This window comes from Rhizobium sp. CC-YZS058 (genome assembly GCF_034720595.1).
Lineage (GTDB): Bacteria > Pseudomonadota > Alphaproteobacteria > Rhizobiales > Rhizobiaceae > Ferranicluibacter.
Window position 1 is genome coordinate 2,082,910 of the sequence record NZ_JAYESJ010000001.1, and the last position, 14,028, is coordinate 2,096,937.

The window sequence follows — 14,028 nt, forward strand, 5'->3', positions numbered from 1 at the left end:
ATCACTCCGCCGCCATCAGCCCCTTGCGCTCGCGCGCCGCCTTCAGCCGGGCGAAGTCGTCGCCGGCGTGGTGGGAGGAGCGGGTGAGCGGCGAGGCGGCGACCATGAGGAAGCCCTTGGTGTAGGCGACCGTCTCGTAGGACTTGAACTCCTCCGGTGTCACGAAGGCTTCTACCTTGTGGTGCTTGCGGGTCGGCTGCAGGTACTGGCCGATCGTCAGGAAGTCGACATCGGCGGTGCGCAGGTCGTCCATCAGCTGCAGCACCTCGTTGCGCTCCTCCCCGAGACCGACCATGATGCCGGACTTGGTGAACATGGTCGGATCGAGCTCCTTCACCCGCTGCAGCAGGCGGATGGAGTGGAAATAGCGCGCGCCGGGGCGAACCGTCAGATAGTTGGACGGCACGGTTTCGAGATTGTGGTTGAAGACGTCGGGCTTGGCGGCCACGACGCGCTCCAGCGCACCGGGCTTGCGCAGGAAATCGGGCGTCAGGATCTCAATCGTCGTCAGCGGCGAAGCGGCGCGGATCGCTAAGATCACCTTTTCGAAATGCTCGGCGCCCCCATCCTCGAGATCGTCGCGATCGACCGAGGTGATGACGACGTGGCTCAAGCCCATCTGCTTGACGGCCTTGGCGACATTCTCCGGCTCGGCCAGATCCAGCGCATGCGGCTTGCCGGTGGTCACGTTGCAGAAGGCGCAGGCGCGGGTGCAGATCTCGCCCATGATCATGAAGGTCGCGTGCTTCTTGTCCCAGCACTCGCCGATATTCGGGCAGCCCGCCTCTTCGCAGACGGTAACGAGCTTGTGCGAGCGCACCAGCTCGCGCGTCTCGTGATAGCCCTTCGAGGTTGGGGCTTTCACGCGGATCCATTCCGGCTTGCGCATCACCTCGGTGTCGGGGCGATGCGCCTTTTCCGGGTGGCGCGCGCGCGGCGCCTCGGCTGCATTCTGTGTGCGATCGAGGATCGTGACCATCTACTCTTCCTGCTCGTTCCGCGCCTGTACGCTGGGTTGACTCATCGGACGGCGAACGCCATATATTCTTGCGGAGGCTCGGTTCATGCGAGGGCCCTTAAAGGGAGATCGCTTGAAGCATTGCCTCCTTTTTCATGCCCGTGCTGCAAAAGGATCGGGGACTAGAACTATCCCGTCACTTTTGAATGACCTTCCTTCTCGCATTATGTCACCCGACCACCGAAGCCTGGCAACTTTCGGTCCGAATTCGAGTTCGATCTCCTGCCTGACTGGAAATTCTTTCGACCACGTTCGGAACCGGTAACCCCAGTTGAGGCAGTAGAGACAAATATCTGCAGCTTGTATTGCATAGCTCGTATCCGACGCTACGAACAGTGGTGATGGGACGATCCACGTAGAGCGATTTCGCCCGGTTGCGGTTTTCTCGAAGTAGGCTTCGAGTCTGTTTACAAAACGTCGATCCTGAACCTTCTCCGTTTCGTCCATCACGAGAAGGCCATGCGACGCTACAGCCTCCAGAAAGTAGAAGTACCGCTCCAACAGGAAGACATGATCCTTTCGAAGAAATTCGTGGAATTCATATCCCAACGGGGCCCGTGTTCCGCGCGGAATGAGAGCAGCAAAAAGTTTCGCATCGTGTGCCGCAAGGAGATCAAATACGCCCCGCGCCATTTCAAGCGATGCTTGCCCATAGGCGGTGAAAGTCTCCCGGGTCTGAGGCTGCTTCGCGGCGCCGCGCTCGAGGAAGGCACGGGCTAGACGACGCCTTTGAGCGTCCGGCATCCGTTCGCTTTGCGCTGCCCATTTGAACCGATCGCGATCAAGCAGCTTTTCACCTTTCGCTTCTTTTCCAAAGGATGCGAGGAGCGTTCCGAAACAATCCTCTTCAAGCCGGCGCCATTGTTGGATGAAGCTCCAGAGCTTCGCGGCAGGCAATGCTACGCCACCGCGAACCTCGAACGGCATGACCTTGTGATCATGCCCGCTTTCGTCCATGAACAACAGCCAGCTGCTCACGATGTCACGCGTTCAAGACGCGCCCATAGGCGTCGAGCACGCTTTCCTTCATCATTTCGGAGAGCGTCGGATGCGGGAAGATCGTGTGCATCAGTTCCTCTTCCGTCGTCTCCAGGTTCATGGCGACGACGAAGCCCTGGATGAGTTCGGTGACTTCTGCCCCGACCATATGGGCGCCGATCAGTTCGCCGGTTTTTCTGTCGAAGATCGTCTTGATCATGCCCTGATCTTCGCCGAGCGCGATCGCCTTGCCGTTGGCGGCGAAGGAGTAGCGGCCGACGCGGATGTCGCGGCCTTCCGCCTTGGCCTTGGCTTCCGTCATCCCCACCGAGGCAACCTGCGGGTTGCAATAGGTGCAGCCCGGAATCTTGGCCTTGTCCATGGGGTGAACATGCGGCAGGCCGGCGATCTTCTCGATGCAAATGACGCCTTCATGCTCGGCCTTGTGCGCAAGCATCGGCGGGCCTGCAACGTCGCCAATCGCATAGAGGCCGGCGACATTGGTCTTGCCATAGCCGTCGATGACGACGCAGCCGCGGTCGGTCTTCACGCCGAGCGCTTCGAGACCCAGATTCTCGATATTGCCCTGTACGCCGACGGCCGAGATCAGCCGGTCGGCCGTGATCTGGCTCACCTTGCCGTCCTTGGTCTCAACATGGGCGGTGATCGAGTCGCTGCCCTTTTCGACCTTGGTCACCTTAGCGTCGGTGACGATCTTCAGGCCGCGCTTTTCGAGCTGCTTGCGCGCGAAGGCGGAGATCTCCGCATCTTCCACCGGCATGATCTGCGGCAGCAGCTCGATGACCGTCACGTCGACCCCCATGGAGCGATAGAAGGAGGCGAATTCGATGCCGATCGCGCCCGACCCCATGACCACCAGCGACTTCGGCATGAAGTCCGGCTTCATCGCCTCGAAATAGGTCCAGATCAGCTTGCCATCCGGCTCGATACCCGGCAGCGCGCGCGGTCGGGCGCCGGTGGCGAGGATGATGTGTTTGGCGGTATAGGTGCCATGGCCGAGCGTGCCCTTCGGCACCGGGTTCTGCGGCTGGACCGCCGGCTTGGAGGGGGCCGAGACGACGATCTCGCCGGGCTTGGTGAACTTCGCCTCGCCCCAGATGACGTCGATCTTGTTCTTCTTCATCAGGAAGCCGACGCCGCCGTTCAGGCGCTGCGAGACGCCGCGCGAGCGGGCGACGACATCCTTCACATCCGCCGTCATCGTGCCGTTCAGCGTCAGGCCGTAAGCCTTGGCGTGGTTGGCATGGTCCATGATCTCGGCCGAGCGCAGCAGGGCCTTGGTGGGGATGCACCCCCAGTTGAGGCAAATGCCGCCCAGATGCTCGCGCTCGACAATCGCCGTCTTCAGGCCGAGCTGGGCGGACCGGATGGCGGTGACATAGCCACCCGGGCCCGACCCGATGATGATGACGTCATAGGCATTCGACATGAGCGCGTCCACTTCTTCGCGTTGGTCCTGCATCCGTTGGCCCCGGCGAGCCGGTGCGGGCAGATGCTGAGGGGAGCCTGCCACGCGGCCCGGCACCCCCTGCTTTGAGAACCCTTGAGCGACGTCGCGGACGGCGCCTCTCAGGGCAGAATGTCTTCGACCGTTTCCGGCCGTGTCAGAAGCTCAAGGATCTCCGCCTTGAGTGCGGACTGGCGGTGCGCAAGCGCTTCGCGCTCGGCTCCAGCCTTGCCGTCCGCCTTCACCAGCGCCGCGCTGACCTCGCGGAAAGCGCCACTGATGCGGTGGAAATGTCCATCCGTCTCGTTCAGGTGACGGATCATGGCGAGATGCTCCGGAAACGCCTTCGCCAGTTCATGCAATCCCTTGGGCATGGCATCATCTCCTGTTGGTGATGCCCTGTCCTAGACCGCTTGAGCGCTCCTCTCCTTGATCCTGGTCAAAGCGCTAAAACAGGTCCCGATGCCGCTCACACGCCGAGCATCATCCGAACGATCGGCTCGAGCCCACGGCCGACAGCGCGGGTGTTCTCCGCATCGAGATGCACGCCATCGAGCGGTGTCGTCTGCGCCACCGAGCCGGCATCGAAGAAGCCGCAGCCCTTGTCGTCGGCCAGGTCGCGGTAGAGCGAAGCCAGCATCGCCGACTGCTCGACCCCGCCGGCAAACATGGCGGCGAAGGCACTGTTGGCCGTCTCGCAGAGCGGCGGCGGCGAGACGATCAGGATTTCCGGCGCAGTCTGCTCGAACGACCAGGCATGGTGACGGGTCAATTCGATCAGGCGCTCCATGCCCTGCACGGCGCCAAAGGCATTGCCGTGGATCACCGGCTTCATGTCATTGGTGCCGAGCAGGAGGATCACGAGATCAAGCGGGTCGTGGCTGTGGAGCACGGTCGGAAGGATACGGGCGCCGTTCCGGTCGCAATCCGCCAGATGGTCGTCATAGGCGGTCGTGCGGCCGTTCAGGCCTTCGGCGATCACCTGAACGCCCTCGCCCAGACCCGCAGCCAGGACGCTCGACCAGCGATCCGCCAGAGCATGGCGCCCAAGCGCTGCGGCATCATAGCCCCAGGTCAGGCTGTCTCCATAGCAAAGCACTGTCTTCATGCATTCCTCCCGGCCATGTCTGCCGACCCTGCCGCAGAACCGGCCAGGCTCATGTCATCGATCCTTCGACAGCGCCGCGACCTTGCGCTCCAGCTCGAAGATCCGATCCTCGAAATCCCCGGTTACCAATTTCGCATGAGCGTATCGGCGCCCATCGCTTGACGTATGGTCTTCTGGCCGCTCTCCAGCTTGTCCAGGCGCTCCTCCAGGCTGTTGAATCGCAGATCGATCACATCGAACCGATGCTTGATTTCGGCTCGCATCTCCCGAAGAAGTGGAATGATCATGCTGTCTACGTCCTTGGCCATCAGAGCGCTCCTGGTACCGAGATCAATCCTCTTCGCTAACATATGGCGACGCCTGAAAGCGACGTCCACCCTGAGTCTTCCATATTCAGCAGAACGCCGCCGCAGTCCTGCGACTGCGGGACAATCACAACAGTGCCGGTGGCCGGAACTGTTGTGATCCACGACAAGATCCTCCGCGCATTCGCGGAGAAGCCCCTTACACCAGCATGCCCATCGGATTCTCGATGTAGCGCTTGAAGGCGCCGAGCAGTTCGGCGCCGAGCGCGCCATCGACGGCGCGGTGGTCGGTGGAGAGCGTCACGGTCATGACATTGGCGATCTTCATCTCGCCCTTTTTGACGACCACGCGCTCCTCGCCGGCACCCACGGCCAAAATGGTCGCATGCGGCGGATTGACGACGGCGGCGAAGTTCTTGACGCCCATCATCCCCATGTTCGAGACCGCCGTGGTGCCGCCCTGATATTCCTCGGGCTTCAGCTTCCGGCCCTTGGCGCGGGCGCCCAGGTCCTTCATCTCGTTGGAGATAGCCGAAAGGCTCTTCAGCTCCGCGGAGCGCACGATCGGGGTGATCAGACCACCCGGAATGGAAACGGCAACGCCGACATCCGAGTGCTTGTGCTTGACCATGTTGGCTTCGGTCCAGGAGACATTCGCCTCCGGAACGTCGCGCAGCGCCAGCGCAAGCGCCTTGATGACCATGTCATTGACCGAAAGCTTGTAGGCCGGCTTGCCGTCCTTTTCCGGCGCGGCGGCGTTGAGCTGCGCCCGCAGCGAGAGCAGCGCGTCGAGTTCGCAATCGACCGACACGTAGAAATGCGGAATGGTCTGCTTGGATTCCTGCAGGCGCTTGGCGATCGTCTTGCGCATGCCGTCATGCGGCACGAGCTGGTAGGAGCCTTCGGCGAAGTTCTTGAGGATCGCTTCGTCCGACTGGCCCTTCGGCGCCGGTGCAGCGGCGGCAGGCGCAGCAGAGCCGGCCGTCGGCGCGGCAGCCGACGCAGGCTTGGCCGAACCGCCGGCGGCCGCCTTCTCGATGTCGCTCTTGACGACGCGGCCATGCGGACCGGATCCGCTCACGCTCGAGAGGTCGATGCCGGCCTCCTTGGCGAGGCGCCGGGCGAGCGGCGACGCGAAGGTGCGCTGGCCGCCCGACTTCGCCGGCGCCTGAGCAGCTGCCGGTGCAGCCTGGGGCGCGGGTGCGGCGGCCTGCGGTGCTTCAGCCGGTGCCTCGGCCTTGGCCGGCGCGGCCTCGGCCTTCGGCGCCGCTGCAGAACCGGAGGCCGCAGCCGAGACATCCTCGCCGTCGGCGGCGAGGATCGCGATCAGCGCGTTGACCTTGACCGATTCCGTGCCGGCGGGCACCACGATCTTGGCAACCACGCCCTCGTCGACCGCTTCCACTTCCATCGTCGCCTTGTCGGTCTCGATCTCGGCGATGACATCGCCGGACTTGACCGTATCGCCTTCCTTGACCAGCCACTTGGCCAGGTTGCCCTCCTCCATGGTGGGGGAGAGCGCGGGCATGGTGATGTTGATCGGCATGAACCCGCTCCCTTACTTGTAGCAGACGGTCTTCACCGCCTGGACGACTTCGCCGACATTGGGAAGCGCCAGCTTCTCGAGATTGGCGGCATAGGGCATGGGAACGTCCTTGCCGGCGATCGTCAGGATCGGCGCATCCAAGTAGTCGAAGGCCTGCTGCATGACGCGCGTGGCGATTTCGGTGCCGACGGAGGACTGCGGATAGCCTTCCTCGACGGTCACGAGACGCCCGGTCTTCTTCACCGATTCGATGACCGTCGGCAGGTCCATCGGACGGATGGTGCGCAGGTCGATCACCTCGGCATCGATGCCGTCCTTCTCCAGTTCGGCCAGCGCCTTGACCACATAGGTCATGCCGATGCCGAAGGAGACGATGGTGACATCCTTGCCGGTCTTGTGGACCCGCGCCTTGCCGATCGGCAGAACGAAGTCGTCCATCTTCGGCACGTCGAAGGAGTGGCCGTAGAGGATCTCGTTCTCGAGGAAGATGATCGGGTTCGGGTCACGGATCGCGGCCTTCAAGAGGCCCTTGGCATCGGCCGCCGTATAGGGCTGGATCACCTTGAGGCCCGGAATATGGCTATACCAGGCAGCATAGTCCTGGCTGTGCTGGGCTGCCACGCGGGCGGCGGCGCCGTTCGGGCCGCGGAAGACGATCGGCGCGCCCATCTGACCACCGGACATATAGAGCGTCTTGGCGGCGGAGTTGATGATCTGGTCGATCGCCTGCATGGCGAAGTTGAAGGTCATGAACTCGACGATCGGCTTCAGACCGGCCATGGCCGCACCGACGCCGACGCCGGCAAAGCCGTGCTCGGTGATCGGCGTATCGACGACGCGGCGCGCCCCGAACTCCTGCAGCAGCCCTTGCGTGATCTTGTAGGCGCCCTGGTACTCGGCGACCTCTTCACCCATGACGAAGACGTCCGGGTCGCGGCGCATTTCCTCGGCCATCGCGTCGCGCAATGCTTCGCGAACGGTGGTCGATACCATCTCCGTGCCGGCCGGAATGTCCGGATCGGCGGCAACATCGACCTTCGGCGCGGCCGGAACCTTGCTGTCGGCCTTTGCCGTCGGCTCGTCGGCCGACTGGCGGGCCTTGCCGCCGGCATCGCCCGCGGCGGCAGCCGGGGTTTCGGCATCGGCCTTCGGTGCGGCCGGAGCGGCGGCGGATGCCGCGCTGTCGGCGCTTTCGCCCTCCTGCAGGAGAAGCGCGATGGCGGTGTTGACCTTGACGTTCTCGGTGCCGGCCGCGATCAGAATCTTGCCGATCGTGCCTTCATCCACGGCTTCCACTTCCATGGTCGCCTTGTCGGTCTCGATTTCGGCGATCACGTCGCCGGAGGATACTGTGTCGCCTTCCTTCTTCAACCATTTGGAGAGAGTACCCTCCTCCATGGTCGGGGAAAGGGCGGGCATCAGGATTTCAATAGGCATGGGTCTCGTCCCTCGTCCCGGATCAGAGCAGAATGTCGGTGTAGAGCTCGGATACATCCGGCTCCGGATCGGACTGCGCGAAATCGGCGCTGTCGGCGACGATGTCGCGGACGTCCTTGTCGATCACCTTCAGTTCCTCTTCGCTGGCCCAGCCCTTTTCGAGAAGGCGCGCCTTGACCTGCTCGATCGGGTCATGCTCCGACCGCATCTTCTGCACTTCGTCCTTGGAGCGATACTTCGCCGGGTCGGACATGGAGTGACCGCGATAGCGATAGGTCTGCATTTCCAGGATCACCGGGCCCTTGCCGTCGCGGCAATGGGCAACGGCCTGGTCGGCGGCAGCCTTGACGGCGCGCACGTCCATGCCGTCCACCTGCATGCCGGGAATGCCGATCGCCGAGCCGCGCTGCGAGAAGTCGACGCCGGCGGAGGCGCGGGCGACCGAGGTGCCCATGGCGTAGCGGTTGTTCTCGATGATGTAGATGCAGGGCAGCTTCCAGAGCGCCGCCATGTTGAAGCTCTCATAGACCTGGCCCTGATTGGCCGCGCCGTCGCCGAAATAGGCGAGAGAGACATTGTCGTTCTGCCGGTAAGCATTGGCGAACGCGAGGCCCGTGCCGAGCGACACTTGGGCGCCGACGATGCCGTGACCACCGTAGAACTGCTTTTCCTTGGAGAACATGTGCATGGAGCCGCCCTTCCCCTTGGAGTAGCCGCCCCGGCGCCCGGTCAGTTCCGCCATCACGCCGCGTGCGCTCATGCCGGTGGCCAGCATGTGCCCGTGGTCGCGATAGCCGGTGATGACCTGATCACCCTCCTTCAGCGCCATCTGCATGCCAACGACGACCGCTTCCTGGCCGATATAGAGGTGACAGAAGCCGCCGATGAAGCCCATGCCATAAAGCTGGCCGGCCTTTTCCTCGAAGCGGCGGATCAGCAGCATCTCGCGATAGGCCTTGAGATCCTCGTCCTTGGAGAATTCGGCGATGGATCCGCTGGTGAAATCCCGGCCGACGGGCTTGGCCGACAGCGTATTGCGGTTGGACACGGACGCGTTCTTTCGCGGAGCCATGCATATCCTCCCTATGGTTGGCGTTTGGCGGCTACCATAGGGAAACTGAAGGACCACGGCAATGCTATATTTGCATAGCTTATATTCCCCTTAAGCCACTCATTCGGCTGAGGAATTTTGAATTAACAAATTTCAGGTTAATCCGCCGATCAGTGGAAAATCACCACTTCGTCCGCGCGGGACATGTTGAGCGAGAGTCGCGCCTTTTCGTCCAGCATGTCGCGCTCGAGCGAACCGTCGCTCAAGAGCGCGACCTCCTTTTCGAGGATCATGCGCTTCTCCGTCAGTGTCTTCAGGCGTGCCTCGCGGTCGACGCGCTGCTTGTCGAAGACCTCGGTCGCCCGCAGGCCGAAATCGCCGTGGACGGAATGGTAGCCGAAATAGGAAAGAAAGGCGACAGTAACGAGCGGCATGACGAACCGGCCGAGTTTGCGCTTCTTATGATGCTTGGTCCACATGAACGGGCCTGACGCAGAACGGTGGGAATGCTCAGCAATCTATGAAGGAAATTGCTTAACCGAGTCTTGCCCTCACCCCGATGCGGCCCGCTTCTCCTCCAATGCAAAACGGGCGCACGAGGCGCCCGTTCGGTCTGGTGTGGATTGACGCGATCGCGGTCGCTCAGCCCTTCAGAATGTCGCGGCCGGCAAACTTTGCCTGGGCGCCCAGCTGCTCCTCGATGCGGATCAGCTGGTTGTACTTGGCGGTGCGGTCGGAGCGCGCCAGCGAGCCGGTCTTGATCTGCCCGCAATTGGTGGCAACGGCGAGGTCGGCGATCGTGGAATCCTCGGTCTCGCCCGAGCGGTGCGACATGACAGCCGTGTAGCGCGCCTTGTGCGCGGTCTCGACAGCGTCCAGCGTTTCCGAGAGCGAACCGATCTGGTTGACCTTGACGAGGATCGAGTTGCCGACGCCCATTTTGATGCCGTCGCGCAGGCGGGCGGAGTTGGTGACGAACAGGTCATCGCCGACCAGCTGCGTCTTCGTGCCGATCTTGTCGGTCAGCGCCTTCCAGCCGGTCCAGTCGTCTTCCGACATGCCGTCCTCGATCGAGAAAATCGGGTACTTGCCGGCGAGCTCGGCCAGGTAGTCGGCCATGGCTTCCGGCTCCAGCACGCGGCCTTCGCCCTCGAGGTGATACTTGCCGTCCTTGAAGAATTCGGTCGAGGCGCAGTCGAGCGCGATGAACATGTCTTCGCCGGGCTTGTAGCCGGCCTTTTCGATCGAGCGCATGATGAAGTCGAGCGCGGCCGGAGCGGAGGCGAGGCCAGGCGCGAAGCCGCCTTCATCGCCGACATTGGTGTTGTGGCCATCGGCCGAGAGCTGCTTCTTCAGCGTGTGGAAGACTTCCGAGCCCATGCGGACGGCGTCGCGCAGGGTTTCGGCGCCGACCGGCACGATCATGAATTCCTGAAAATCGATCGGGTTGTCGGCATGCGCGCCGCCATTGATGATGTTCATCATCGGAACCGGCAGAACGCGGGCGTTCGGGCCGCCGACATAGCGATAGAGCGGCAGACCGGCCGCCTGGGCGGCAGCCTTGGCAACGGCGAGGGACACGCCGAGGATGGCGTTTGCGCCGAGGCGGGCCTTGTTCGGCGTGCCATCGAGCTCGATCATCGTCTGGTCGACTTCGATCTGGTTTTCGGCCTCGAGACCGGCGACGGCCTCGTAGATCTCGCCGTTCACGGCGTCGACAGCCTTTTCGACGCCCTTGCCGAGATAGCGCGAGCCGCCGTCGCGCAGTTCGACCGCCTCATGCGCGCCGGTGGAGGCGCCGGAGGGAACGGCAGCGCGGCCGAAGCTTCCGTCTTCCAGATGCACGTCGACCTCGACCGTCGGATTGCCCCGGCTGTCCAAAATTTCGCGGCCGATGATGTCGATGATTGCGGTCATGATCTCTTTCCTGTCTGATCGATGATGGACGGATGGCCCGTCATAATCGACGGGCATGAAATTTCAATGGCGGCGGACCGCTGCTCAGCGCTTGGCAATCGCGTCGAAGGCCAGCAGCGTTTCGAGCAGGCGCGGCATCTCCTCGATCCGCACCATGTTCGGCCCGTCGGACGGCGCATTGTCGGGGTCCTCATGCGTTTCGATAAAGACGCCGGCGACACCCACGGCAACCGCCGCGCGGGCCAGCGTTTCCACGAACTCGCGCTGGCCGCCCGAAGACGTGCCCTGCCCGCCCGGCTGCTGCACCGAATGGGTGGCATCGAAGACGACAGGTGCGCCGAGCCCCGCCATGATCGGCAGCGACCGCATGTCGGAAACCAGCGTGTTGTAGCCGAAGGAGGCGCCACGCTCGCACAGCAGCACGTTCGGATTGCCGCTTTCGGTGAACTTGGACAGCACGTTCTTCATGTCCCAGGGCGCGAGGAACTGGCCCTTCTTGACATTGATCACCCGCCCCGTCCTGGCCGCGGCAATCAGCAGATCCGTCTGGCGGCAGAGGAAGGCCGGGATCTGCAGGATATCGACGGTCGGCGCGACGAGACCACATTGTTCCTCGGTATGGATGTCGGTCAGAACCGGGAAGCCGAACTCTGCCTTCAGATCGGCAAAGATCTCCATCGCCTTGTCGAGCCCGATGCCCCGCTTGCCGGAGAGCGAGGTGCGATTGGCCTTGTCGAAGGACGACTTGTAGACCAGGCCGATGCCGAGCCCGGCGCAGAGCTCGGCCAGGCGTCCAGCGATCATGAAGGCATGGTCGCGGCTCTCCATCTGGCAAGGGCCGGCGATCAGCGACAGCGGCGCGCTCTGCGAGAAGGTAACGGCCTTTGTTCCTTCGCCGGCGATAACGGTCTGGTTGGCGATCATGATCTAGTCTCCAAAGGCAAGAAGCGCGCCCTGACCGGGCGCCGGCGCGACGAGCAGACGCCCGCCACGGATCTCATAGGCAATCTGCCGTTTTGCCAACAGGCGCTCGGTCGCGGCAAGATCGGCAACGGTGAACAGGATCGCGCAGGCTCTCAAGCCCCGCTCGCCATCGGCGCGCGCAAGACCGAAGAACGCGGCGAGGCCGTCGTCATTGAGCACCGAGATCCGGGCGTTCGCCGCCTGGAGATCCATGCCAAAGGAATGCGCCTCGACAGCGCGCGTGCCGACCAGTTCCTGCAGGACATACTGGAAATCCGTCGGGTTTCTCTCCGACAGCACGATCCCGCGGATGCCGGTGACCCCGTTCTCGTGCTGCTGCAAACTGCCGCGATCGGCGGGCAGCGGCTGAAGGCGCTGGCAGGTGAAGCCGAAAAAATCCGGCGAGCGGAGATCGCCGGCAAAGGCCAGCCGGAACCGCGCTTCGGCCATGGTTCCGTCCGCCCGGCGCATCGAGCGACCGAACTCGAGCATCGCGCCGGCGGACAAACCGGCATCGACGAAGCCCGCATGATCGCGCGCCGCATCGTCGGTCAGGAACACCGCCGCAGAAAAGCCATCCGGCCCGCGCCGGAACCGATAGGCCTGGTCGCGTGCGACGAACACATTGCCGCGCCGCGCTTCCGCCTCGCAGGTCTCGCGTTCGCCGACGGCGAGTGGTTCGAGATAGGTCTGATCGGCGAAGAAGACGCAGGCATTCTCCGTGCCGAAGGGATGGGACGCGTCCTCGGCGACCGTGAAGCCCAGCGTCGTCAGCCGGGTGCGCGCAATGGAAAGGGACGAGACGGGAAGGACCAGATGATCGAGCCGGCGCGTGCCTGCCATTGTCGCCTCGCCTTCGCCCATTGCGGAAATCCTCCCACGCGGCCCAGCCCCTGCAGCGAATGCGGCAGCCTCTGCGGCAGCGCCCGGTGCTTGGCATCTTCGGCGTCAGATTTCAAGGCTGGAGTGTGTCGGCCACGCGCAGCACGGTGAAAGGCAGGCCGGCGCGTCAGTCGCAGGAGCGCAGTTGCTGGGCATAGGTCGCGGCCAGCTGAGCGGAGCGCCGTGCGGTCGCCTGGATCGCACTGTTGCCTCGCCAGGAGCCCCGCGCATAGCCCGCATCGCCGGAGTAATAGGCGAGGTAGAGATTGTAGGCGTCCGTCAGCGCAATGCCGTTCTTGCTGTGGTTATAGGCATGGTACCACCCGACGAAGTGGACAGCGTCGGCGAAGTTGGAGCGCTTGGCGGTCCAGCGTCCGGTGGCGCGCTTGTACTGCGCCCAGGTGCCGTCGAGTGCTTGAGAATAGCCATAGGCCGAAGAGACGCGCCCCCAGGGGATGAAGCCGAACAGCTTCTTGCGCGGCGGGCGCGCATAGGGCCGGAAACCCGATTCGGTATAGATGGTCGCCATCAGGATCGGAACGGGAACACCGAATTCCCGCTCGGTCTTCCGCGCCGCACGCTCCCAATTGTTGAACCACCCGTCGCGCTGCTCGAAGATCGCGCAGGCGTTCCGGGTGTTCTTGGGCGCGCTTGCGCAACCGGCAAGGGCCAGAAGGGCGAGGATAATCAGTACACGCATCGCTCGGTCTCTGGAGGTGCGAGTATGAATGACAGGTAAACGTTAAGGATTGGTTTTGAACGATCACAAACGGATGCGTTGGCCTTTGGAAATCACCCGCAGGATCACAACCTCGCCTCGCCCAACGGTGAAAACGATTGCAATCCGACGTTCGAAGCCAACGACACGAACGTTTTTGCGGCGCAGCTTCAAGATCGAGCCACGTTTCGGAAATGTCTCGAATCCATCTATGTAGCGCTGAAGACGACCGAGATAGTCGAGAGCAACATCCGGACCAGCTTGCTCCTCGACATAGGCGAACAAGGCCTCGATATCGCGGGCGGCAGTGGGCGAGAACCGAACCCGATAAACGCTGGGCACTACGACCCTCGACGCGCCTTCAGCCTTGCTTCGATCCCACCGAAAACTTCTTCGTGGGTGAGCAGCTCTGACGGATTGGCCATCACCCTGTCATAGACCGGGATGACCTCCTTCTCGATCCACGCTTCGAGCTCGGCATCATCTTCCGCCAGGCCCGCAAGGCCTTCGGCGAGCACCTCGTCGGCAGAGGCATAATGCCCGGCCGCGACCTGCGCATCGACGAAGAGCGCGAGGTCTTCCGGAATTTCGATGGTGAGTTTGCGCATGGCAGGCATCGCTCGCGCTCCTTTAGACT

16 protein-coding genes are annotated in these 14,028 nt (G+C 63.0%); all 16 read right to left on the minus strand.

Annotated features, from left to right (window positions below; genetic code table 11):
- Position 1 precedes the first annotated feature (1 nt).
- Positions 2-979, minus strand: a complete 978-nt coding sequence (gene lipA, locus U8330_RS09895) for a lipoyl synthase (RefSeq protein WP_323105080.1) — start codon at positions 977-979, stop codon at positions 2-4.
- A gap of 132 nt (positions 980-1,111) precedes the next feature.
- Entirely contained in the window at positions 1,112-1,996 is an 885-nt protein-coding gene (locus tag U8330_RS09900) for a DUF3800 domain-containing protein (RefSeq protein ID WP_323105081.1), read from the minus strand.
- 4 nt (positions 1,997-2,000) lie between these two features.
- Entirely contained in the window at positions 2,001-3,446 is a 1,446-nt protein-coding gene (gene lpdA / locus U8330_RS09905; RefSeq protein WP_323107248.1) for a dihydrolipoyl dehydrogenase, read from the minus strand.
- A 140-nt stretch (positions 3,447-3,586) separates the two neighbouring features.
- A complete protein-coding gene (locus tag U8330_RS09910) occupies positions 3,587-3,838 on the minus strand; it encodes a hypothetical protein (protein WP_323105082.1) in 252 nt (83 codons plus the stop codon).
- Positions 3,839-3,933: 95 nt separating this feature from the next.
- Positions 3,934-4,572 (minus strand): SGNH/GDSL hydrolase family protein, encoded by a 639-nt coding sequence (locus U8330_RS09915; RefSeq protein ID WP_323105083.1) that lies wholly within the window; start codon positions 4,570-4,572, stop codon positions 3,934-3,936.
- Positions 4,573-4,694: 122 nt separating this feature from the next.
- Positions 4,695-4,880 (minus strand): hypothetical protein, encoded by a 186-nt coding sequence (locus U8330_RS09920; protein ID WP_323105084.1) that lies wholly within the window; start codon positions 4,878-4,880, stop codon positions 4,695-4,697.
- A 196-nt stretch (positions 4,881-5,076) separates the two neighbouring features.
- The gene (locus tag U8330_RS09925) at positions 5,077-6,423 is read right to left on the minus strand and encodes a pyruvate dehydrogenase complex dihydrolipoamide acetyltransferase (protein ID WP_323105085.1); all 1,347 of its coding nucleotides are present in this window, start codon (positions 6,421-6,423) and stop codon (positions 5,077-5,079) included.
- A 12-nt stretch (positions 6,424-6,435) separates the two neighbouring features.
- Positions 6,436-7,860 carry a pyruvate dehydrogenase complex E1 component subunit beta gene (locus U8330_RS09930; protein ID WP_323105087.1) on the minus strand — a complete coding sequence of 475 codons (1,425 nt, stop codon included), beginning with the start codon at positions 7,858-7,860 and terminating at the stop codon, positions 6,436-6,438.
- Positions 7,861-7,882: 22 nt separating this feature from the next.
- On the minus strand, positions 7,883-8,932 hold the full coding sequence (pdhA, locus tag U8330_RS09935) for a pyruvate dehydrogenase (acetyl-transferring) E1 component subunit alpha (RefSeq protein ID WP_323105089.1): 1,050 nt from the start codon (positions 8,930-8,932) through the stop codon (positions 7,883-7,885).
- A gap of 149 nt (positions 8,933-9,081) precedes the next feature.
- Positions 9,082-9,390, minus strand: a complete 309-nt coding sequence (locus U8330_RS09940; protein ID WP_323105090.1) for a septum formation initiator family protein — start codon at positions 9,388-9,390, stop codon at positions 9,082-9,084.
- A 163-nt stretch (positions 9,391-9,553) separates the two neighbouring features.
- Positions 9,554-10,828 (minus strand): phosphopyruvate hydratase, encoded by a 1,275-nt coding sequence (eno, locus tag U8330_RS09945; protein ID WP_323105092.1) that lies wholly within the window; start codon positions 10,826-10,828, stop codon positions 9,554-9,556.
- 84 nt (positions 10,829-10,912) lie between these two features.
- On the minus strand, positions 10,913-11,752 hold the full coding sequence (gene kdsA / locus U8330_RS09950) for a 3-deoxy-8-phosphooctulonate synthase (RefSeq protein WP_323105093.1): 840 nt from the start codon (positions 11,750-11,752) through the stop codon (positions 10,913-10,915).
- Positions 11,753-11,755: 3 nt separating this feature from the next.
- Entirely contained in the window at positions 11,756-12,634 is an 879-nt protein-coding gene (locus tag U8330_RS09955; RefSeq protein WP_323105094.1) for a VOC family protein, read from the minus strand.
- A 166-nt stretch (positions 12,635-12,800) separates the two neighbouring features.
- Positions 12,801-13,373: a transglycosylase SLT domain-containing protein gene (locus tag U8330_RS09960; protein ID WP_323105095.1), complete on the minus strand. Its 573-nt coding sequence runs from the start codon at positions 13,371-13,373 to the stop codon at positions 12,801-12,803.
- 63 nt (positions 13,374-13,436) lie between these two features.
- On the minus strand, positions 13,437-13,733 hold the full coding sequence (locus U8330_RS09965; protein ID WP_323105096.1) for a type II toxin-antitoxin system RelE/ParE family toxin: 297 nt from the start codon (positions 13,731-13,733) through the stop codon (positions 13,437-13,439).
- Positions 13,733-14,008: a ribbon-helix-helix domain-containing protein gene (locus U8330_RS09970; protein WP_323105097.1), complete on the minus strand. Its 276-nt coding sequence runs from the start codon at positions 14,006-14,008 to the stop codon at positions 13,733-13,735. Before U8330_RS09970 ends, U8330_RS09965 begins: the two co-directional genes overlap by 1 nt.
- Between the last annotated feature and the right edge of the window lie 20 nt (positions 14,009-14,028).